Consider the following 18,416-nt stretch of genomic DNA (forward strand, 5'->3'; position numbering starts at 1 on the left):
CGCTCTTTCCTTTTATTCTCTTTGGGTTATTTGACATCGAGGGGCTGGGCGCTGAAGCTGGATTGATTATAAAGCGCAAGCGCCCTGATCAGCCCCGACAGGCAAATGTTCCAAAGAGAAAAAAAGGCGCTCTTTCTTTTATTCTCTTTGGGTTATTTGACCCCGAGGGGCTGGGCGCTGAAGCTGGATTGATTATAAAGCGCAAGCGCCCTGATCAGCCCCGACAGGCAAATGTTCCAAAGAGAAAAAAAGGCGCTCTTTCCTTTTATTCTCTTTGGGTTATTTGACCCCGAGGGGCTGGGCGCTGAAGCTGGATTGATTATAAAGCGCAAGCGCCCTGATCAGCCCCGACAGGCAAATGTTCCTATGTGAAGCTGCCGCTCAATACAATGCGGGTAGACGAAATTCTGCATGAGATATACGTAACACCCCTTACGCTTGCAAACCGGCCATTGTATAAAGCAGAAAGGCACAGTTCAGCACAGCCAAAGAAGCAGCTTACAATAAGGCTCTTTACTTCTTAAAAGGTCTTTGGAATAATTAAAGATTGGAGTAGAAATAATTGATTTAATGAGGATTGAAGGGAGCACTTTACATGATTCAGCGTTTTATCGAACTCGGGGAAGGGTATTCCGATTTATATGAACTAATTGAACTTGCACATTATAATGAACAGCGGATACAGCACTTCCTGGCTTTTCATACAGTCGTCAATGACAGGCCCGTGACATCATTGGCCGTTGTCCTTAAACCTGCACGAGAAAAATTTCAGCCCTTATATATTTGCAGGGAAGGGATCCCGGACCCAAATCACGTACCCAACAAAAGATTCGAATTATTTGAACAGGCTGCAAAGGCCCAGGGCCGGGAAGTCATACAGATGGATGTGAAGCCGTCTTCCTTTTTTGCCGAGAAGGACTTATATTATCAGCATCTTATTGCGATATTGAGATTGAATCATTATATTCCGCCAATGCAATAAGAAAAGGCTCTGAACGAACAAAAGCAAACAGGCTCTATCTCCTGTTTGCTTTCTTATTAGACGGACATTTCCACATTTACAGCGTCTCTTTAAATAAATCATTCCAAGAACAGAATCTTACGTTGGTTACGCCGGATCATCTCCCTCGCCAGGAGAAAGAATTTTTCCATTCCAGCCTCTTATGGTTTTTCAAGTGCATCACCCGGATGGTGATAAATGAGGATTGACTCAAAGGCAGGGATTTGTTAAATACCCATTTTATAATCATATTCTTTTGCTTTGTCAGGCTTTGAATTTTCAAATTGTGTCTTTATGAACGGCTTATAGGATGGTTCCACTTTCTTCACATAAGAATAGGACGAAAGTTTTTCGATAATCGAATCCGTTTCACTTTGGCTGCAGTATAATACAACATATTTCAGCTTTCTTGAAACATACTGAACGTTACCGAACCGTCTCATGGATTTGGCATGCTTCAAACTATATAACCATACAGTAATACCTTGTCTTTCGGTAAACATCTTATTTTCCCCTTAGTTTTCACTCTATTTTTCATAAGTCTAGCACATAAAATAACCATAAATCAACAATAGAAAGGATGAACGGAATGGACTTGGCAGTGATTTGGGATAAGTTCGCTGAACATTTGCAATCATTCAAAGCCATCGAGGACTATGAAATGAAAAAGATAGCTGGTATTCCATTCATCTATGTTAAAGCCTCGTGTGCCAAGGAAGAAATCGAAGAAATCATCAAAAAGTCTGCAGCGAAATCCATGCGCGGTAAACGCCTCCATTCAGAAACGGTTTATGTAAGGCCGCAAGCTAATCACTTTGTGTACCGGCACCGTTTCTACGTTCCCCAGGAAAAAATGTTTTGCTGTGGAAATCTTTGTGTAGACTGCATACGGCTGCGAGGATAAAAAAAATGCGGGGGATCCCCGCATTTTTAAGAACAGCCGCAGCTTCCTCCGCTTCCGCAACCGCCTCCACAGGCAGAGCCGGAATCGAAGAAAGGATTTCCGGTTGGTACTTTCACATTTTCAGATACCGATTTGCCAATGATGACACTGACTTGGTCCAATAAATCCTGCAAATCATTTTCAGCACGGCGGAAATTTGCCACGTTATCATCCAGGTCCATATCCCGTTTCAACTGACGGATCTCCATCATTACCCGTTTGTAGTCGGGATGATACCTGCCAAAACGCTGAACTTCTTCATAAAGTTCCTTCATTTTGTTGAATTCCTGGATCTTACGCTGTGTATCTTTACTTCTCTGGAGCTTATATAAACAACGACGATACTCATCTGCAACCTCTGATTGCAGAATTTGAGCAGCCAATTCTTCAACAGATTCCTGTATTTCCAATCCTTCACTTGTAGCAAGCAAAAACGCTCACCTCCATAACGATATTTTACCACGTTTGACGAAAGTAAGCGAATGGTTGATTTTTATGGAATTGTGATATAGAACTGCTTTTGCAATCCCAGTGCAGTATTATCCCTTGATACAACATCGACCTTCACATGATGGACCCCTTTATTCAAACCTTTCATAACGAATGCCGCAGTATGGTACTCATCGAATCTTTTTCCATCCACAGTCACTATGATCTTTCCTTTTCTGCCAGCATTATCGGCATTGAACGTGACGCCCCGAGCGATACATTCCACATAAACCTGGCTCCCCTGCACAACATGTCTGACAGTGATTTCCGCTTTATCCGCTGAACTGACAGATGCCGCCTTTGCTTCAAGCTTCTGCCCAAATGATTCAGGTTCAGGCATATCCTCTTGGCATCCAGCCAATCCCAATATTAAAAGCAATAGCATACACTTTTTCATCTAAACCACTCCTTGCCCTTAGAGTTTACAGACAAGATGGTTTTTAACCAAAAAAATATACATTCACATGTCTGTGCTGTATAAATTTTGATTTTTTGTTCCGTTGATTATTTGGAATCGTTCATGGCCTGGAACATTTGCATCATCATTGAGGCCATCTGGACTCCATTGGAGAATCTCTGGACCTGGTGATGCACTGTCTTTTCAAAGTGGTTGATCGAGGCTGCTTCAAATTTATCCAGCCAATGCGGGTTTTTGCTTAGTATCCTATACCAGACTGGCTGTACTCTTATGAAATCCTTTAAATCCTGTTTGGAGTGAATATATTCAATGACTTCCTTCCTCATGGTTTCACATCCTAATCTTTTCTAATAGAGAATGGGTGCCTTGCCCGCTGTGGTGCTTCACTTTGTTCTGGAGCAGCTGCGGTCGTATTACTACTCGATTGAAATTGTGACAGCACACCCTGCACTGCCCCGATTGCCTGACTCAAGCTGTTTATATGCTGCTGCATTTGATCTGGATCCATGTTCTTCAGCATTCCGCCAATTTGATCCATAAACCCCTTAGAGTCTTTCTTGTCCTGCTGCTGGCCCGTTTTCCCTTCCCGATATTTATCCCAACGGGAATCCTCTTCGCCTAACAGATACCATTCTTCAAATAATTCCTGCCAACTTGCTGACCCTTTTTTCACTTCATTAGATAATTTAGGGTGCTTCTGTACAAACTCCTTGAATTCCTTGACTTTAGGATGCAGCTTTCCGGCCATATCCTTCACCTCCTAGTCAGGGCATATACCTACTATAATTTATGATGGTATATAAAAAATGTGAACTTCCGCTGAGAAATGGAAAAAGCGCAATGCAAAAGATTCCCGGGTAAAATTATTTCATGATATGATTAAATAGTCTGATTAAAAAATGCTGTTTTGGCTTTCTGAGTGAACTTCAACTCTTCAATAAGGGATTCAAGCCGTACTGAAACGCCTCCGGGCAAAGACAGCAAAAGGCAATCTTTTATTCAAATATAGTAAATGGCTGTTACAGAACTAAACAAAAAGAAGGATGTATCATAATGAACGAAGAACTGACAAGACTGCTCAATCAATGTATAGAAAATGGAAATGAAGCGGATATGGAAGTCATAAAGCAAATGCTTCAGGGAGTAAGACGCAAACAGGACAACCATAATGGCTCTTATATAGGTGCTGCGCTCGCAATGGATAGAATAGTAGGAGATGACACAGTTGATGTGTGCATCCCAATCACACCCCTCACATATAATTCACTGGAGATTGTACATGGAGGCATCACTGCTACACTTGTTGATACAGCGATGGGGACGCTGGCAAATATCCTGCTTCCTGAAGGGTTCGGGGCGGTTACGACCAACCTTAATATTCATTACTTGGCACCCGGGACTCATGGAAATCTGACAGCAAAGGCATCCCTGGTACATAAAGGTTCAAAAACGCTGGTCATAGATGGAATAGTGATTTCTGACGAAGGCAGAACAGTAGCACATTGCACAGGATCATTTTTTGTAATTAAAAAAAGATAACAGCACCTTCCCTTAATAAAAGAATACTTTGCTGCTATTTATTATAAGTTTCACTTGTCAGTAAAAACCGGATATGCAGGAATAAAAAAGCCGCTTTTCTAATTCGAGAGTAAAGCTTGGGAATATGCACAGGGAATTTTTCAGAAAGCAATCATAATGGGGAACCGCTTTATAAAAGGCTGTTTTCGCATATATTGCTGCTTTCGGAAAAATCCCAGTTGCCGGATTTTCCCCCTTTATACAAAGGTTTTACTTCCGAAAAAGAACGAGCAGCTCTTTTCTTTCCTTCTCACCGGGGTTTTTACGACAATTTACAAGGATATTATTTGATTATATTGAATAGCAACAAAGTTAACGAAAAGAGCCTTATATAAAAAGCCTGTCACTGGACAGGCTTTCCTGAAGAATGAACGTACAGGAATCAGCCGGTTCATTGCTCGAACCGCTGGATGAAATTCTGGGTATAGTATTTTCTATATACCCCTACGCCGATATGGGTGAAGTCCTGCTCCAACAAAGTTTTACGGTGCCCCTCTGAATTCAGCCAGCCATGGACTGCTGCAGGTCCATCTGCATATTGCGCAGCAATGTTTTCTCCTGCCATGCCAAATGGGATGCCGGCATTCTCCAGCCGGTCTGCCAGTGTCCCAGAAGTTGGTGACTCATGGGAAAAGTAGTCCTCTTCAAACATATCCTTACTATGTTCCTCTGCAACCAATGCTGTTTGCTCGTCCCACTCCACTGGATTTGCATCATAATTTGAGCGAATTATATTGGTGATGTCCAAGATTTGCAGCTCACTGCCCTCAGAAATTTCTTCCCATCTTTCTTCCGGTATCTCTTTTTCTTCCATCAGCTCGCCTCTATACACCATTTCATACGGCCTTTGCTCAACAAGTGTTTCTTTATTGAATAAACGAATGCTCACAAGCTCACCCGTATACTGATCAAGATAAAGCTGGGCATACACATCCCCGATCATGGTGAGCATCCTGGTATACAAATCCTCTTCAGAAAGTTCAAAGCGATATGTGCCTCCGTTGACTTGAACTACAATTTCTGATTCTACGGAAGAATTTTGATAAATCTCTTTGATCGACTGTCCTATCTTAAAAGGTTTAATATCTGAATCTTCACCGGCTGCATAAATAGTGACGACCTTGCTCCTTTCAATGCCGACCTGCAAATATTCCTGATCGGAAATATGATAGATCCACCATTCGTAACTATATGCCGAGGGATCGATCCGATCGGGTTCGCCAAGCTGCGCTACCAGCTCTTCGGCACTCTTGTTGATGAATGAAGCAACTCCTTGTGCAGACACACCCGGGTCTGATTGTTCACCTTTCCCGTCCAGCATGTCCTCTTCATCAACTTGAGGTTCCTTTGTTCCGGGACCTTTTAGGATGGGTGTATCATCTTGTTTACCATTTGAATAAATACCTACAAAAATTATAATTGCTAAAATCGTTAATATCCTAAGTAAGGTTTTCAGAAATTATCCTCCTTTCTTTTTAATATGCTGATATAAAATAAATCACTATTTCAGGAGGCATTCCACTGTATAAAACCGGTAAATATCTGGCCATATGTAGCTTGAACTATTATTAGTATAGCATTACTCCTAACCGCTTTTACAGTAAGAGCTTTTAGAAATTTCGTATATTTCCCATCAATATAGTATTAGTTTATTCATGCTTCATTCATTTATATACGTCAATTTATCTTATGTTGGACTGTTTGAATCATAGAATTTATTCTTATGGAAAAAGAAATCCATTTCACTTAAGCAGCCGGTTGTAGAAAATCAGCTTCATCAACAGAGCAATTAGATCAAATAAAAGGTGGTTTTCACACTTATTGCTGCTTTCGGGAATATCCCACGGAGCCGGATTCCTCCCCTGTATTCCACGTTTTTGTCCGGGAAAAGAAAAGAGCATACTAAAAAGACTGCCTGAGGAGAACACATCCGTCCCCTGCGATCATGACGCCTTTTAAATGGCTGATCATATACAGGATTGATGACTCTCATAAATCAGGCAGTCACATGCGGACGGCAGTTCTTCAGATAGGTTTATTGGCGCCTATCTCATGTTCGGAGATTTTTTCAATTGCTTGATTGGTTTGGTGGTCCAGTTTATCTCTCAGAGCCAGGTCGCCCAGGGAGACTATTCCGATAAGTTTTTGGCCATCCACCACAGGGAGCCGCCTGATTTGATGGCGGCTCATGAGATCGGCCGCTTCAACTGCTGATGCTTCCGAGCCGATAGTCACCAGTTCATCACTCATAACTGTTTCGACTTTAGAGGAACCAGGATGCTTTTCAGCAATCCCCCTGATGACCAGGTCCCTGTCTGTAATCATCCCTATAAGGTGTTCTCCATCCACAATAGGGATCGCTCCAACATCATTTTCCTTCATTTTTACAGCTACTTCATAAACATTGTCCAGCAAGGTGCATGTTTCTACATTCCTGGTCATAATCTCTTTAACAATCACGCCTGCTTCACTCCATTTCAGTTTTGTCTCCCTCCATATCATTCTCTTTTGAAAAAGAAGTATTCTCCTGCAGAAGGGGAATTACCAAATTCGTCACATGTATTCGTTGCAACAATAATAAAATTACACTATTATAAAGGATGAGGATTTTTTTGCATTTTATCTGGATATTTTTGAGAAGATAAGAATGCCTTGACGATATAGGAGGGATAAATTATGCGCTTTGAAGGTTCTGGCGTTGAAAAAATGAAAGCGGATTTAAACAGACTTGATGAAGTCATGAAATCTCATGGGATGTTAAGGGAAGGACAATGGGATTACGAGCGTGTTACCTATGACAAGAAATTCGAAATTAAAGAAGGTACATACTATCTAAGGATACAGGGTCATTCAGTTAACGGTGATATCGGCAGGCACGATGCTGTCATCCAACTGATGACACCACTGCTTGGAAAACACTATTATCCGCATGGTATTGAGTATGGCGAGGGAGAACATTTCCCTGCCCATCTTGTTACGACATGTGAAAAGCTTTTGGCTGAACTCAAGACTGAAGTCTCTGGATTCGCTGAATAATATACATCCCACGCCGGCTGAAGGACAAACCTTCTGGCCGGCTTTTTTTACCCCTTTGACCCATCAATGACTTTTGAAAATCCTGGATTTCAGTTGACAGGATAGCAGATTTTTCTTGGCAAGGAATTTTTCAACTGAAGCATGGCGAAAAATTATATAAAATAGCAGCAAAGTCCAGGAATTGAGACTTAAAAAAATTGTAATTGCGGTGCTCCGCTCTGTTCAGTATGGGCTCTGCTGTAATATAATAGTTATAGGTACATAAGAAGAAAGGGGCGTCAAATTGGCGAAATTTCTCTCCAAAAAGATGATCATGATTGCTCTTGCTGTCATCATCACCATTTTATTGTTTTATTATATCCTTCCGGTATCGATACCACTGATAACCGCGATTGTCACAGCACTGTTACTGGATCCCGTGGTTAAGTTGCTGGAAAGAAAGTTCAAGATCAAAAGAAAGCTTGCTGTTTTGATCGTATTCATTATTTTCATGCTTTCCATTGGCATCCTTTCCTATTTCGTGATCACCAAGGTTGTGGGAGAAGGAGTCAAACTTGTTGAAGACATGCCAGTTTATATTAATCAGTTAAGCGACATTTGGCTTACATATGAAAAGCAGTTGACCAACGCTGCCAAAGATCTTCCGATTGAAATTGTTGCCGAAGTCAGCCAGGAAGTACAAGACTTTCTAAACAGCTTCAAAAATAGTTTAAAAGAGTACTTAAACATTGAAAAGATCAGTGCATTTCTTGCTTACATCCCTAACTATCTGGTCAGTTTCCTTGTTTTCCTGATTGCGCTGTTCATGTTCATGCTGGACCTGCCAAGGATCAAGCAGACAATCTTTAACCATTTAACCGAAAAGACCGCAGAGAAAGTCAACTTTATGACTTCAAGACTCTCTTATGTGATTTTTGGGTTTTTCAAGGCTCAATTTCTGGTCAGTATCATCATCTTTGTCGTGTCATTAATCGGTCTCCTGTTTATAGCGCCGGAAGTCGCTGTCGTGATGTCGATCATTATTTGGCTCATTGATTTCATCCCGCTGATCGGTTCTATCGTTGTCCTGGCTCCCTGGGCAATGTACCACCTGTTATCAGGCAACCTTACACTTGGTACGGAATTGGCCATATTAGCTGCTGTCCTCCTGATCATCCGCCGGACAGTGGAGCCAAAGGTGATGGGAAGCCATATCGGCCTGTCTCCACTAGCTACTCTTATCGCCATGTACCTGGGAGTCCAGCTGCTTGGTGTACTGGGATTTATATTGGGTCCGTTGATCCTGATTGTCTTTACTTCAGCCAAAGAAGCAGGAATCATCAAGTTAAACTTCAAAATATGATAATTAAGGCAGGTTCCCAATGGGAGACCTGCCTTATCTGATTTAAAAAAAGTCGTAAAAAAAGCCGCGGTTCACCTTCAAACCTTCCAATGCTGCAATACTCTCAGTATCCCCTTTAAGTACATCCATTTCATATAACTCTCGTGAAGAATACATGCCAAAAAACAAAGGAACCAGTGCATTAACATCCATCTCCACAACTTGTGCACGCTGTTCATTCTCGATCGACACCTTTTCCGGTGTTATAGTGAATGTACCGTTATTCCATGGCGCATATCTGTCAGTGACTCTAAAGGAAACTTCTTGAGTAAATGCAGGTTGAATCAATGTAAGAAATGCAGGAACATCGACTATCCTTGCCATAAAATATGGGTGAAGCTCTGTTGAAACCCTTGGATTGTCAAGTAAAAAGACCAGTGGGTCATCCGGGGACAGGTTGAGTTCTACTTCAGAAAGCATGGAATCATGCTGGCAGATAAAGTTCCACAAGCCACTCCTCGCTTCCGCATTTAACGCCACGAATTCTTCCACCTTCATTCGCTGATCCCTTATCACATATAAGAGGTATCCTTTCCCCTTTCCTTCACTATCGTAATAGATTGCTGCATTCAATGAACTAATAGTCCTTTCCTTCCACCATTCCCTTCCTCTGGACAGCATACCATTGAATTTGAGGGCTTAATCAGCGTATATCCCTTCCAATTCCGAAGGAAAATTATCTTTATTGAATCTTTTTATAGTACCTGAAACTTCTTCGAACATCTTCAGGTCTTGTTTAGCAACCTTTACTTTCTTCAGGGCAGAGAATAATTCCCATCCGTATTTTCGATAAAAAGCTACTGAAAATGGATGCAGCATTGATACGGTTTGTCCCAGTTCCCTCATTCTTATTAAAGATTCAGACAGTAATTCTTTTACCAAACCCTTCCTTCGGTGTTCCGGATAAGTCGCCACACCTGCTATTCCGCCCATTTTCATTGATGCTTCCCCGAATATGATATTCAGCGGGAGCAGATGAAGTTTAGCAGCAAGATTTCCCTCGACTTCAATCCCATACAGTTCCTGGTCATCCAACTGCTTGAATCTTTTTACTTTCTCCTCATCAGGAACATTATATTGAAAAGCATACATTGAAAGTTTCAGTGATTCTTCATATTGATCCTTGCCGAGCCTTTTGATTTTCATAGTAGTTCACCTCACTCAGTTATTCTTCATAGAGACAATCGATTCCTTTATCCTAATAAGGCAGAGTATGCTTAATAGAATTTCTCCCATAATGTAACGGTAGGTTCCTCTCTAACCATGAATCATCATATTAAACTGAAAAAAAGAGCTGGTGAATACACCTGCTCTCTGCCTTGCATTATTACAGGCCAAGGATTGCCTTTATGACAGAAGTGGTCTCCCCGCCTTTGTACAGGACATATAAAAGCAGGTAAACTGCGACACCAGTTGTTGCAGTAAAAAACCAGATGATACTTGTAATGGGTCCAAGCCTTCTGTGTCTCTTGTAATTCTCTTTATATCCTGTCCAAATGGTAACAAGGCCGAAAACTGCCCCGGTTGTGGCAAGGGTGATATGGAAGATCAAAAATAGCGTATAGTATATTTTAATATCATCAGGTCCGCCGAAGGAAGTATTTCCCACAAAGATTGTCCGGCTCATGTAAATGATGAAAAAAATTAACGCAAACACAGCTGCTGTAAACATTGTTTTTTTGTGTGCTTCAATCTTACGTTGTTTGATCTGCCACCAGCCGATAGCGACAGTAATGGCACTTAAGACGATAAATGTTGTGCTGATGGTGGGTAGAATAGGTAAAGACATGGTTTCTTCCTCTCTTTTTCTGTGGTAAGAATCGTTTCTTATTCAACTGGCTTTGGATTGGCCATGTTTGCAGTAGACTGATAATCATGCATGGATTCAGCTGCTTCTGCCTGGTCTTTGTTATACCATTGGAAAAACAGGCTGGCAAGAACAACACCAAACACTATTTCCTGGATGATTTTCATGATGACGCCGCCCAGCTGCTGGTCATGTTCCAGGGACATGGAAGTAAACAGTTCAGGACCGCTTAGAGTCAACCCTGAAAGTGTATTAGCCGGCACGCACAGAGCCAACGCCTTCAACCACTCTTGAGGATCATAATAAGTTGCATATAATGGGTTATCAGCAAAGATGATCAATCCGCAAGCAGGTGTTAACAAAACGGCACTGCCCAGGATATATCCTATCTTCTTTAACCCGTGAAGGTCATTTTTGCTGTTGGCCGGATTCAACAACGGCCACCACATAAAGACCGCAAGTATGAAAAGTATAAATGTGAATAAGCCGTGCAGTGTCACATCCGTTCTGACATTATCGAAGACAGCCGGGATGTGGTATACAGAGAAAACAAGGTTAAAAGAGATTAAAGCAATGAGAGGTTGTGCAGCGAATTTAAAGATGGTTTTGATGACTGGCAATTCCACTGCATTCCTCCACACCCAGCTTGGGATCCCCATTAACAAAATTGGCGTAAAAACCAAGTAAAGTGTGGCCATCTGTGTCATATGAACCGAAAACAGCATGGTACTCATCACTTCGACAGGTGAACCTTTAATTGCATAGAGCAGGATCATGGCGATCAGGAAAAATGATGCCTGTTTGACGGTGAGAGGTTCACTTCCCTTAAAGCTGTTCCTCCATTTAACGGTTATCAAAAAGTAAACTGCAGTCATAAATAATATGGTTATTATAAATAAAGGACTCCATAACGCAAAAAATCCAAATATACCTAAATGCATACGAATACCTCATTTCCTCAAAAGATGCTCATCCTTATTATACGTTGCAGGTTTCGACAGTTCAACGTCCGCTCATGACAAGTTGATGACATTTCCCCTGTTAAAACCTAGTCTCATAAGTCAAAAATGGGAATTCCTATCAGCAGCCTGGCACTACCCGGCGGCGGATTTTGGTCCGGCAGCAGCAGCAAAAAGCTTTCTTGACTGCTGCAAACATATCTATATAGAGCACACAAAAAACCCCATAGAATTGCCAAAGGCAATTCTATGGGGTTTGGAATCACTTAGATCCAGACGATCGTCATAAAAGTCAACACAGTGATGAAGGCAACCAGTGCACCCGAATACAGGAATAATGCTGGTGCTTCATGACCTTTATGGCTCATATGCATGAAGTAATACAATTGGAAAATCAATTGGACGACAGCCAGCAGAAGGATGAATGGCACAATGAACCATTTTGAAAATCCGCCTGCCACTGCTACGAAAGCCACTAGGGTCAAAAAGATCATAAGGGCAAATGAAACCACCTGCATCCTCATATCTTCTGCATTTTTCTTACGACGATACTCGTAATCTACACTTGGGTTACCTGAATTTGATTGTACATTCGCCATCAGTTTATCCCACCATTCCCATTAGATATACTACCGTGAAGATGAACACCCACACGACATCGATGAAGTGCCAATACAAACTTGCAACATAGAACTTAGGAGCATTGTAAAGATTCAGGCCTCGCTTGGCATTACGGACCATCAATGAAGTAATCCATAGAAGTCCGAAGGCAACGTGCGCACCGTGGAATCCAACCAGTGTGTAAAAAGCTGAACCAAAGGCACTGCTGGTAAAGGTATGACCATATTCATGGACATAATGATTGAACTCATAAATCTCCAGTCCAAGGAAGCCGGCACCAAGCAAGACTGTAATCAAAAGCCATGCCTGCATATTCTTAAAGCTGTAATTCTTCATGTGATACATTGCATATACGCTTGTTAACGAACTGGTTAAAAGAAGCATTGTTGCAATGAATGCAAGCGGCAGATCAAAAAGATCTTTTGCCAGCGCATGATCCGGGCTGGGCACACTGTCTTTCAAAGCAAGATATGTTGCAAATAAAGAACCGAACAGGACGGTCTCCCCGCCAAGGAAGAACCAGAATCCAAGGAACTTATTCTTTGCTTCCATCGTAGCCTTTTCAGGTGCCGCCGGCCATGTTTTCGGCGTGAATTTTTCTTCTGTTTGCATTATGCCTTACCTCCTTTGTCGGAATCCTCAAGAAGGTCTTCTTTATGGACATGATATCCGTGATCGTCTATGACGGATCTCAGGAACATTGCTCCAAGGGTAATCAGCATTCCGATCACAAGCACCGGAATAGCCCAAGCCTTGTCATCCACATGATACATGGCACCAAAGGCAGCCACGAATAATCCAAATGACATGACGAATGGCAGAATTGAATTGTTCGGCATATGGATATCACCGATCGGCTCAGCCGGAGTATATTCTTTCTTGCCTTCCATTTTTTCCAACCACCAAGCGTCAAGACCGCGCACAAGCGGAGTCTGCTTGAAGTTATAGAATGGAGGAGGTGAAGGAATAGCCCATTCAAGAGTTCGACCGTCTCCCCATGGATCGTTGCCGACTTTAACACCTTTAACTTGAGTCATGATGATATTGATCAATAATAGGATTACAGCTACTCCCATGAAGGCTGCTCCGATGGAACTTACAAGGTTGCCTGTCTCGAATCCTTGACCAGGCAAGAACTTCCAGATACGGCGAGGCATACCCATCAATCCTAGGAAATGCTGAATAAAGAAAGTTAAATGGAATCCGATGAAAAATAACCAGAAGCTGATTTTCCCAAGGAATTCGTTTAACATTGTACCGAACATTTTCGGCCAATAGAAATGTGTACCTGCTAGCAGTGCGAACACTACACCACCAACGATTACATAGTGGAAGTGGGCAACTACGAAATAAGTATCATGGAACTGATAGTCAGCTGCTGCTGAAGCAAGCATGACACCTGTTACACCGCCGGCTGTGAAAGACGGAATGAATGATACGGCATAAAGCATTGGAGTTGTAAAAGAAATGCTTCCTCCCCAAAGTGTCAATAGCCAGTTGAAAATCTTGATTCCTGTAGGAACTGCGATAGCCATTGTAGCAACGGCAAAGATTGCATTCGCAATCGGTCCAAGACCAACTGTGAACATATGGTGAGCCCATACCATGAAACCTAAGAAGCCGATAAGTACGGTTGCGAATACCATGGATGAATATCCGAATAAACGCTTTCTCGAGAATGTCGGAATGATTTCAGAGAAAATACCGAACGCCGGAAGAATCAGGATATATACTTCAGGGTGTCCAAAAATCCAGAAGAAATGTTCCCAGATAATTGTATTTCCCCCTGCTGCAACATCAAAGAAATTGGAACCGAACATACGGTCAAACAACATAAGGAATAATCCGACAGTCAAAGCCGGGAATGCAAATAAGATCAGAGCCGATGTAACGAATGCCGTCCAAGTGAACAAAGGCATACGCATATAAGTCATACCAGGAGCACGCATGGTGATGATGGTTACCAGGAAGTTGATACCACCAATCAAAGTACCTGCACCGGATATCTGAAGACCCAGGACATAGAAATCGATTCCATGGCCTTCTGAATGAAGTGATAATGATGCGTAGGAAGTCCATCCTGCATCAGGTGCTCCACCTAAGAACCAGGAAAGGTTTAAGAATACTCCCCCGAAGAAGAACAACCAGAAACCAAGTGAATTCAAAAATGGAAACGCAACGTCACGTGCACCGATCTGCAATGGGACGACCGCATTCAAAAATGCGAAGATGAGCGGCATGGCTGCCAAGAAAATCATCGTCGTACCGTGCATGGTCAACACTTCGTTGTATAAGCCCGCAGTAATGAAATCATTATTCGGAACGGCAAGCTGAATACGAATAATCAAGGCTTCTAACCCACCAAGAAGGAAGAAGAATCCACCTGACATCAGGTAGAGTATCGCAATCTTCTTGTGGTCTACTGTTGTCAAGTAGTCCCAAAGAGTGGCGCCAAAGCCTTTCTTTTGTGCATAGCTACTCACGATTAAACCTCCCTTTTACTTTCCCCAAATTAATCTTGTACTTTTAAGCCCATGAGGTATTCTGCAAGGGCATCCAATTGCTGGTCGTCCAATTTACCATACGTACCTGTCATTTTGTTACCAGGTTTGTATTGTTCAGGGTCTACCAGCCAGTTTTTCAATTCTTCTTCATTATGTTCAAGAATACCAGCCACACGGGAACGCTCACCAAAATTAGCAAGGTTAGGTGCAAGCCGTGCCTGTGCAGGTCGTTGATCCTGACCTGAAACTGCGTGGCAGCTCATACATTTTTGATTGAAGATTTCTTGTCCTTGTTGAGCTAATTCAGTCGTAGGAGCAGGCTCTTCTGCATCCTGCATGTCTGCGACCCAGTTGTTGAAGTCATCCTGGGCGATGGCCTTTACTTTGAAGTCCATGAGAGCATGTGAAGGTCCGCAAAGCTCAGCACACTTTCCATAGAAAAGGTTGTTCACTTCTTCTGCGGCTTCATTGTCGAACTTAAGGAAGAACGTATTGACATTATCAACGTTCGTGTCGATTTTTCCGCCGACAGCAGGAATCCAGAATGAGTGCTTAACATCAGAAGCAGTAACATTGAAATATACTTTTCTGTCAGTCGGCACTACAAGGTCCTGGGAAGTGATGATCCCTTGATCCGGATACTCAAATTCCCACCAGTAAAGATTGGCGCGGACATTCACCACGAGTGCTTCGCGGTTTCCTTCTGCATCTTTCTTTTCCATCGCATCTGTATCAGCCAACTTGAAAGTTGCTGAAACAGTAGGTACAGCCAAAATCAATAATAGGATGATCGGAACAGTTGTCCAGATTACCTCAAGTTTATGGCTTCCTTCCACTTGCTTTGGAATCTTATTTTCGTCGCCTTTTTTACGACGGAAACGAACAATAGCAACAAAGTAAACAATTGCAACTACTATTATAACGAGAACCATGATAGTGGTAGCCAGGATCATGAGATCATATTGCATCTGTGCCACTTCACCGGCTGGCTGAAGTGCAGAAACAAATGGTTCTCCACAGCCGGAAAGAACGAGCGCCATCAGTGTGAAAATCGATAAAAGACGCCATTTAGTTAGCCTTGCTTTCATAGCTTAATCAAACCCCTCTTTCGTGTAATATACTTTTTGTAAAACAAGGACTGAAACTTATTTTATATGGATTTCCTATAGAAAGAATTCCCGAATTAATCAAATGACGGTTACAATGACCATCGCTACAAAAAGGATTGTCAAATAGTTCAAGGAATAAACAAACATGAGCCTTGCCCATTTAAGGTCATCCTTCATTTTATAACCTGAAAGAGCTAAAGCTAACCATCCCAGGTTGAATGCTGTAGCAAGTGTGAAGAACACCGGACCCAGATCCCATAAGAAAAATGGTATAGGGAGCAGGGCAGCCACCCATGCAACACTGTGATTCTTTGTTGCCGCAAAACCTTTTACAACCGGCAGCATAGGAATGTTTGCCGCTCTGTATTCTTCTACCCGCTTCATTGCAAGGGCATAAAAATGCGGCGGCTGCCAGATGAACACTATCGCGAATAGCATCCAGGCAATAATATCGAGATTCGCATCGACTGCTGCCCAGCCGATCAGCGGAGGTACAGCCCCGGAAATGCTTCCTACTACCGTATTGCTGACATGCTGTCTCTTAGACCACATAGTATATAGGACCACATAACTGAAGATACCGATAATGCCGATAACCCCGGCTGTTACAGTGGTCATAAATAAAAGGACAGTTCCTGTTGCGACCATGAGCAGTCCAATCAGCAATGCCTTGCTGCCGGTAATTTTGCCGGTTACCGTTGGCCGTCCCTTAGTCCTCTCCATCAAATGGTCGATATCACGGTCAATATAGTTGTTGATGCTGCACGAACCGCCCATCACCAGTGCTGAACCGGCCAAAGTGAGGAACATCGTGTCAAGTGAATCGAGAAAATGTGTATTGGTAAAATAAAACGCCAACCACATACCTGTAAAAGTTGTAATCAAATTGGAATTTACGATACCAATTTTAATAAGGGCCAAAAAGTCTTTCCACGCTGTAGTAACTGGAATGTCAGTATCTTCCATATCTGCAATTACTCTGCTGTTAGACATCTTTCCCCCTCCTCTCTTTGAGATAACAGAGGCTTTCCTCACCTCTATACTATAAAGGAATTCCATTTCCATTTCTATAACCACAAAGGAATTTAATAGATTTCCTATAATAAACCTGAAATACATTGTCGGTACAGCCTGTAATTTTCCTGAAATTTAAGCTGTCAATATTATATTAAACCACAGATTTTTTTCTTTTTGGTCAATAGAACAAAATGAAATATGGCGATATTGTGTCATCCAGCTTCCTTTCATTAGTATAGATATTTTCACTAAATCATCATATCACAAATCTGATTGAAACGCTTACAGACATTCGTCTTTTTTGTAACATTTCAACGGAGCGGCCTTTCTGGAAATCTAGTACTTATGATGGTATTTCGATTCATTCTCGTTATTCTGTAACATTTTATCTGTTGTTTTTTAAGGGTATATTCGGTATCATCTTAAAAGCGTACGTTTTTGCAGAATACTTTTATACGCTATTATACCCATTGCAGATTTTTGTATAAATCATAGGTTTTTATATTATTAGGAAGTTTGAGAGTTTATTTTAAAGTAGGTGTTTAAATTGCATAAAGGATTGAAATGGTTAAGCGTCATCACCACCCTGGGAATGCTTTTCGTGCTGCTGGGCGGCGCGCTGGTTACAAAGACAGAGTCCGGGATGGGCTGCGGCCGCTCATGGCCCCTGTGCAATGGAGAATTTGTCCCAAGCGATATCACATTTGAATTGATCATCGAATTATCACACAGGCTGGTTTCCGGCAGTGTCGGGATTCTTGTCCTCATCCTTGCCATCTGGTCCTGGAAAGCCATCGGTTATAAAAGGGAGACCAAACTGCTTGCAGCACTATCTTTTTTCTTTTTGGCAGCACAGGCTCTGATCGGAGCAGCAGCCGTCATTTGGGCACAATCCGATTTTGTACTTGCCCTCCACTTCGGCATATCACTAATTTCGTTTGCTGCCATCCTGCTGCTCACACTATTGATCTTTGAGGTTGATAAGAAATTTGATGCCGACAAGGTGGTCATTGACCGTAAAATGAGGTTCCATATACTCGGAATCACCCTGTACAGCTACATTGTCATCTATACCGGTGCATTGGTCAGACACACTGATTCCAGCCTTATTTGCAGGGACTGGCCTCTTTGCCTAAATGACAGCCCCGCCTGGCCTTCCAACATGTATGAATGGATCCAGATGGGACATAGATTCGCTGCTGGCCTTATCTTCTTCTGGATAGCCTATGCGGCCTATCTGGCAGTCAGGAATTACAAAGACCAAAGAGTCATATATTGGGGCTGGATCATTGCGCTGATCCTCGTTACCTTACAAGCTGCCACAGGGGCATTGACTGTTTTCACAAGGCTGAATCTGTATGTCGCCCTTACTCATGCTCTGATTATTTCGTGTTTGTTCGGTCTGCTCTGTTATTTTAACCTGATAGCATCCAGAAGCAAATTGCGCCGCTAGTAATAAGGAACACATAATGACTCAGTTCCTTTCTCTGGAAACTGATTTTAAGCGAAACTCAATCTCTACGACAGAAAAAGGATGGGAATTATATCCCATCC

Annotated in this window: 22 protein-coding genes and 1 pseudogene; 7 read left to right on the forward strand and 16 right to left on the reverse strand. The window is 42.2% G+C overall.

Going from position 1 to position 18,416, the window contains the following annotated elements; translation table 11 throughout:
* Both D3H55_RS25085 and D3H55_RS22855 read left to right on the forward strand, forming a co-directional pair.
* A pseudogene (locus D3H55_RS25085) lies at positions 1-287 on the forward strand (hypothetical protein); the annotation flags it as partial.
* Between the two features lie 308 nt (positions 288-595).
* Positions 596-982, forward strand: coding sequence for a DUF7147 family protein (locus D3H55_RS22855; RefSeq protein ID WP_119549631.1), 387 nt, complete (start codon positions 596-598; stop codon positions 980-982).
* 245 nt (positions 983-1,227) lie between these two features.
* On the opposite strand, the gene D3H55_RS22860 is transcribed toward D3H55_RS22855, so the two are convergent.
* Entirely contained in the window at positions 1,228-1,503 is a 276-nt protein-coding gene (locus D3H55_RS22860) for a YlbG family protein (protein ID WP_119549632.1), read from the reverse strand.
* An 86-nt stretch (positions 1,504-1,589) separates the two neighbouring features.
* On the opposite strand from D3H55_RS22860, the gene D3H55_RS22865 reads away from it, so the two are divergent.
* On the forward strand, positions 1,590-1,904 hold the full coding sequence (locus tag D3H55_RS22865; RefSeq protein WP_119549633.1) for a hypothetical protein: 315 nt from the start codon (positions 1,590-1,592) through the stop codon (positions 1,902-1,904).
* A 26-nt stretch (positions 1,905-1,930) separates the two neighbouring features.
* On the opposite strand, the gene D3H55_RS22870 is transcribed toward D3H55_RS22865, so the two are convergent.
* The 4 genes from D3H55_RS22870 to D3H55_RS22885 all read right to left on the reverse strand — a co-directional run bounded on the left by D3H55_RS22870 (position 1,931) and on the right by D3H55_RS22885 (position 3,598).
* Positions 1,931-2,374, reverse strand: a complete 444-nt coding sequence (locus tag D3H55_RS22870; RefSeq protein ID WP_119549634.1) for a YlbF/YmcA family competence regulator — start codon at positions 2,372-2,374, stop codon at positions 1,931-1,933.
* Positions 2,375-2,436: 62 nt separating this feature from the next.
* Positions 2,437-2,829: a hypothetical protein gene (locus D3H55_RS22875; protein WP_119549635.1), complete on the reverse strand. Its 393-nt coding sequence runs from the start codon at positions 2,827-2,829 to the stop codon at positions 2,437-2,439.
* 107 nt (positions 2,830-2,936) lie between these two features.
* Complete coding sequence (locus D3H55_RS22880; protein ID WP_119549636.1) at positions 2,937-3,176, reverse strand: YlbE-like family protein; 240 nt, start codon at positions 3,174-3,176, stop codon at positions 2,937-2,939.
* A gap of 11 nt (positions 3,177-3,187) precedes the next feature.
* Positions 3,188-3,598, reverse strand: coding sequence for a YlbD family protein (locus D3H55_RS22885; protein WP_119549637.1), 411 nt, complete (start codon positions 3,596-3,598; stop codon positions 3,188-3,190).
* A gap of 305 nt (positions 3,599-3,903) precedes the next feature.
* Here D3H55_RS22885 and D3H55_RS22890 point away from each other — a divergent pair, with 305 nt between their 5' ends.
* Complete coding sequence (locus D3H55_RS22890; protein WP_119549638.1) at positions 3,904-4,389, forward strand: PaaI family thioesterase; 486 nt, start codon at positions 3,904-3,906, stop codon at positions 4,387-4,389.
* A 430-nt stretch (positions 4,390-4,819) separates the two neighbouring features.
* On the opposite strand, the gene D3H55_RS22900 is transcribed toward D3H55_RS22890, so the two are convergent.
* Positions 4,820-5,884, reverse strand: coding sequence for a CAP domain-containing protein (locus tag D3H55_RS22900; protein WP_168413237.1), 1,065 nt, complete (start codon positions 5,882-5,884; stop codon positions 4,820-4,822).
* Between the two features lie 569 nt (positions 5,885-6,453).
* On the reverse strand, positions 6,454-6,930 hold the full coding sequence (locus D3H55_RS22905) for a CBS domain-containing protein (RefSeq protein WP_119549641.1): 477 nt from the start codon (positions 6,928-6,930) through the stop codon (positions 6,454-6,456).
* Between the two features lie 174 nt (positions 6,931-7,104).
* Here D3H55_RS22905 and D3H55_RS22910 point away from each other — a divergent pair, with 174 nt between their 5' ends.
* Together D3H55_RS22910 and ytvI are read left to right on the forward strand one after the other, a co-directional pair.
* Entirely contained in the window at positions 7,105-7,464 is a 360-nt protein-coding gene (locus tag D3H55_RS22910) for a YugN family protein (protein ID WP_119549642.1), read from the forward strand.
* A gap of 283 nt (positions 7,465-7,747) precedes the next feature.
* On the forward strand, positions 7,748-8,806 hold the full coding sequence (gene ytvI / locus D3H55_RS22915) for a sporulation integral membrane protein YtvI (protein WP_119549643.1): 1,059 nt from the start codon (positions 7,748-7,750) through the stop codon (positions 8,804-8,806).
* 42 nt (positions 8,807-8,848) lie between these two features.
* Here ytvI and D3H55_RS22920 read toward each other — a convergent pair whose 3' ends face one another.
* The 9 genes from D3H55_RS22920 to cyoE form a co-directional block, all read right to left on the reverse strand.
* The gene (locus D3H55_RS22920; RefSeq protein WP_119549644.1) at positions 8,849-9,466 is read right to left on the reverse strand and encodes a GNAT family N-acetyltransferase; all 618 of its coding nucleotides are present in this window, start codon (positions 9,464-9,466) and stop codon (positions 8,849-8,851) included.
* Between the two features lie 18 nt (positions 9,467-9,484).
* On the reverse strand, positions 9,485-9,991 hold the full coding sequence (locus D3H55_RS22925; protein ID WP_119549645.1) for a GNAT family N-acetyltransferase: 507 nt from the start codon (positions 9,989-9,991) through the stop codon (positions 9,485-9,487).
* A gap of 181 nt (positions 9,992-10,172) precedes the next feature.
* Entirely contained in the window at positions 10,173-10,634 is a 462-nt protein-coding gene (locus D3H55_RS22930; protein WP_119549646.1) for a DUF420 domain-containing protein, read from the reverse strand.
* A 38-nt stretch (positions 10,635-10,672) separates the two neighbouring features.
* Complete coding sequence (gene ctaG / locus D3H55_RS22935) at positions 10,673-11,593, reverse strand: cytochrome c oxidase assembly factor CtaG (protein WP_119549647.1); 921 nt, start codon at positions 11,591-11,593, stop codon at positions 10,673-10,675.
* A 284-nt stretch (positions 11,594-11,877) separates the two neighbouring features.
* A complete protein-coding gene (gene ctaF, locus D3H55_RS22940; protein WP_119549648.1) occupies positions 11,878-12,210 on the reverse strand; it encodes a cytochrome c oxidase subunit IVB in 333 nt (110 codons plus the stop codon).
* A gap of 4 nt (positions 12,211-12,214) precedes the next feature.
* On the reverse strand, positions 12,215-12,844 hold the full coding sequence (locus D3H55_RS22945; protein ID WP_119549649.1) for a cytochrome (ubi)quinol oxidase subunit III: 630 nt from the start codon (positions 12,842-12,844) through the stop codon (positions 12,215-12,217).
* On the reverse strand, positions 12,844-14,715 hold the full coding sequence (gene ctaD, locus D3H55_RS22950; protein WP_119549650.1) for a cytochrome c oxidase subunit I: 1,872 nt from the start codon (positions 14,713-14,715) through the stop codon (positions 12,844-12,846). The genes D3H55_RS22945 and ctaD overlap by 1 nt, the downstream gene beginning before the upstream one ends.
* A 29-nt stretch (positions 14,716-14,744) precedes the next feature.
* Positions 14,745-15,824, reverse strand: a complete 1,080-nt coding sequence (gene coxB / locus D3H55_RS22955) for a cytochrome c oxidase subunit II (protein ID WP_119549651.1) — start codon at positions 15,822-15,824, stop codon at positions 14,745-14,747.
* A 99-nt stretch (positions 15,825-15,923) separates the two neighbouring features.
* The gene (gene cyoE / locus D3H55_RS22960; protein WP_119549652.1) at positions 15,924-16,838 is read right to left on the reverse strand and encodes a heme o synthase; all 915 of its coding nucleotides are present in this window, start codon (positions 16,836-16,838) and stop codon (positions 15,924-15,926) included.
* Between the two features lie 571 nt (positions 16,839-17,409).
* On the opposite strand from cyoE, the gene D3H55_RS22965 reads away from it, so the two are divergent.
* Positions 17,410-18,315, forward strand: a complete 906-nt coding sequence (locus D3H55_RS22965; protein ID WP_119549653.1) for a COX15/CtaA family protein — start codon at positions 17,410-17,412, stop codon at positions 18,313-18,315.
* Positions 18,316-18,416 lie beyond the last annotated feature (101 nt).

This window comes from Bacillus salacetis (assembly GCF_003581585.1).
Classification (GTDB): domain Bacteria; phylum Bacillota; class Bacilli; order Bacillales; family Bacillaceae_B; genus Rossellomorea; species Rossellomorea salacetis.

Excerpts from the sequence above, each read along its gene's own strand:
- D3H55_RS22905 (WP_119549641.1), bottom strand. The coding sequence starts at position 6,930 with ATGATATGGAGGGAGACAAAACTGAAATGGAGTGAAGCAGGCGTGATT.
- D3H55_RS22930 (WP_119549646.1), bottom strand. The coding sequence starts at position 10,634 with ATGTCTTTACCTATTCTACCCACCATCAGCACAACATTTATCGTCTTA.
- D3H55_RS22875 (WP_119549635.1), bottom strand. The coding sequence starts at position 2,829 with ATGAAAAAGTGTATGCTATTGCTTTTAATATTGGGATTGGCTGGATGC.
- cyoE (WP_119549652.1), bottom strand. The coding sequence starts at position 16,838 with ATGTCTAACAGCAGAGTAATTGCAGATATGGAAGATACTGACATTCCA.
- D3H55_RS22910 (WP_119549642.1), top strand. The coding sequence starts at position 7,105 with ATGCGCTTTGAAGGTTCTGGCGTTGAAAAAATGAAAGCGGATTTAAAC.
- D3H55_RS22865 (WP_119549633.1), top strand. The coding sequence starts at position 1,590 with ATGGACTTGGCAGTGATTTGGGATAAGTTCGCTGAACATTTGCAATCA.
- D3H55_RS22855 (WP_119549631.1), top strand. The coding sequence starts at position 596 with ATGATTCAGCGTTTTATCGAACTCGGGGAAGGGTATTCCGATTTATAT.
- ctaF (WP_119549648.1), bottom strand. The coding sequence starts at position 12,210 with ATGGCGAATGTACAATCAAATTCAGGTAACCCAAGTGTAGATTACGAG.
- ctaG (WP_119549647.1), bottom strand. The coding sequence starts at position 11,593 with ATGCATTTAGGTATATTTGGATTTTTTGCGTTATGGAGTCCTTTATTT.
- D3H55_RS22860 (WP_119549632.1), bottom strand. The coding sequence starts at position 1,503 with ATGTTTACCGAAAGACAAGGTATTACTGTATGGTTATATAGTTTGAAG.
- D3H55_RS22925 (WP_119549645.1), bottom strand. The coding sequence starts at position 9,991 with ATGAAAATCAAAAGGCTCGGCAAGGATCAATATGAAGAATCACTGAAA.
- D3H55_RS22880 (WP_119549636.1), bottom strand. The coding sequence starts at position 3,176 with ATGAGGAAGGAAGTCATTGAATATATTCACTCCAAACAGGATTTAAAG.
- D3H55_RS22920 (WP_119549644.1), bottom strand. The coding sequence starts at position 9,466 with ATGCTGTCCAGAGGAAGGGAATGGTGGAAGGAAAGGACTATTAGTTCA.
- D3H55_RS22890 (WP_119549638.1), top strand. The coding sequence starts at position 3,904 with ATGAACGAAGAACTGACAAGACTGCTCAATCAATGTATAGAAAATGGA.
- D3H55_RS22945 (WP_119549649.1), bottom strand. The coding sequence starts at position 12,844 with ATGCAAACAGAAGAAAAATTCACGCCGAAAACATGGCCGGCGGCACCT.
- coxB (WP_119549651.1), bottom strand. The coding sequence starts at position 15,824 with ATGAAAGCAAGGCTAACTAAATGGCGTCTTTTATCGATTTTCACACTG.
- D3H55_RS22885 (WP_119549637.1), bottom strand. The coding sequence starts at position 3,598 with ATGGCCGGAAAGCTGCATCCTAAAGTCAAGGAATTCAAGGAGTTTGTA.